The organism is Actinoplanes sp. TFC3 (assembly GCF_001553785.1).
In the GTDB taxonomy this organism is placed as follows: domain Bacteria; phylum Actinomycetota; class Actinomycetes; order Mycobacteriales; family Micromonosporaceae; genus Actinoplanes.
Window position 1 is genome coordinate 1 of record NZ_LOJP01000022.1, and the last position, 1,840, is coordinate 1,840.

Below are 1,840 nucleotides of genomic sequence, written 5' to 3' on the forward strand. Positions count from 1 at the left end.
GACCGTAACCCTGACGGCTGGCCGCCCCCACCCCCACCATCACGGTGCCGGCCAGCCGTCAGGGTTACGGTCCAATCACCCTCAGCGGTACGGCCGCAGCGGGCGCCACCGTCGAGCTCTACGAGTCGGCCTACGTCTTCAACGACTTCTACGCCGCACCCGACTACAACAACGGCGGCGTGATCACCACCAAGGCCAGCAGCTCGGGCGCGTGGAGCCTCACCCGCATCATCGACTCCGGCTTCCGCTTCTACGTGGTCGCCGACGGCGTAGCCTCCCGGCATGTGTCGGTGGCCATGGGCATCGTCCCGTCGATGCAGGTGACGCTGTCCGGCGGCTCGGCCTCGTTCCGGGTGACGGCGGACCCGGCCCAGCCCAACCTGCTCGTCCACGTCCAGAGCGGCGTCAACGGCGTCTGGACCGACATCGCGGGCGGCTACACCTCGGACCCCTCGGCGGTCTACTCCACCACCGTGTCCGGTCGCGGCGCCGGCTACTACCGCGCGGTCATCGACGCCGACTCCGAGAACAACCTGCTCAAAGGGCAAACCCCGACAATCGCCGCCGGCGCGGTCAGCCCGCCGGCCACGCCCGCCCCGGCCACTCCGGCCGTCGGCGCGGTCCAGTTCAGCAAGATCCAGTACAAGGCGAGCGGCCTGAACAACGAATGGGTGCGCCTGACCAACAAGACGAAGGCGACCATCAACCTGAACGGCTGGACCGTCCGTGACGCCGCCGGGCACATCTACAAGTTCGGCACGGCCTACAACCTGGGCGCCGGCAAGGACATGTACATCCACTCCGGCAAGGGCACCAACGGCAAACCTGACGTCAAGCACCGCTACTGGAACCGCACCAGCGCGGTTTGGAACGACGGTGGCGACACGGCATACCTGCGGACTCCCGCCGGCAAGACCATCGACACGTGCAAGTGGGGCAAGGGCAGCGGGGTCACGTACTGCTGACCCGCTCGCTGAGGTGCGCGGATGGCTGATCACCTTCCCGGTTGTTCCTGCTGCGGCGAAACCCTCGACCGGGTCGACCTGGCCATCCGCTCGGCCTGGCCCGACGCGCTGCTGGCGCTCACCCCGAGGACCGAGAAGCCACCTGGGGCCACGACAGCCTGCGCCGCGCCGAGGGTATCGGCGGGTTCGTGCGCCGAGGCCCGCACCTCCGGCACCATCCCGTGGCTGGTCGCCCCGCCCGGCGGCCTCATGCACCGCGTCCTGCACGACACGTGGGACCGCGACGAGGTGCTCAGCCGCATCGCGCACGCTCTACAGTCACCATCCAAGAGCCCATATCCAAAGCCTGGACAATTGAGCGTACGGCGGGAATGGCGCCGATCTTGACCGCCGGCGCCCTGCGCTTCGCGGGCCCGGCCGAACCCGTGCGCAACCTGTCCGCCGGCGCCCCTGCCGTTGTCGACGGCGATGTCACCGAGCAGGACGGTGCCCTTCCGCCAAGGGGCCGTACAACCTGCACGGATTCTTCGCTGTGCCGGGTCACGCGCTGCACGTGGTGACGGTGTTCGACGACGCGGCCGACCTCGCTGGGGCCCAGCGGGTGTGGTGCTCGGTTCGGGCCGATTGGGAGTCCGCCCCGGCACCGTGCTAGCGTTATGAAGCCGACGCGGGGTGGAGCAGCTCGGTAGCTCGCTGGGCTCATAACCCAGAGGTCGCAGGTTCAAATCCTGTCCCCGCTACGAAACGGGTAACCCCTGTCGAATTCCCTTCGGGAGTTTGACAGGGGTTTCTTCGCATTTTGCTCCGGGGGCCGAGCCCCCGGACGCCCCTACGGTGCGTTGGGGACGTGGGGGAGTTGGTGCGGGGTGGGAGTG

The 1,840-nt window shown here is 68.6% G+C and carries 2 protein-coding genes and 1 tRNA gene; all 3 read left to right on the forward strand.

Annotated features, from left to right (window positions below; translation table 11 throughout):
• Positions 1-44 precede the first annotated feature (44 nt).
• Positions 45-965, forward strand: coding sequence for a lamin tail domain-containing protein (locus tag TFC3_RS36645; protein ID WP_082772782.1), 921 nt, complete (start codon positions 45-47; stop codon positions 963-965).
• Positions 966-986: 21 nt separating this feature from the next.
• Positions 987-1,352 carry a hypothetical protein gene (locus tag TFC3_RS37680; RefSeq protein ID WP_153040647.1) on the forward strand — a complete coding sequence of 122 codons (366 nt, stop codon included), beginning with the start codon at positions 987-989 and terminating at the stop codon, positions 1,350-1,352.
• 279 nt (positions 1,353-1,631) lie between these two features.
• A tRNA-Met gene (locus TFC3_RS34990) sits at positions 1,632-1,705 on the forward strand.
• Positions 1,706-1,840: the final 135 nt, after the last annotated feature.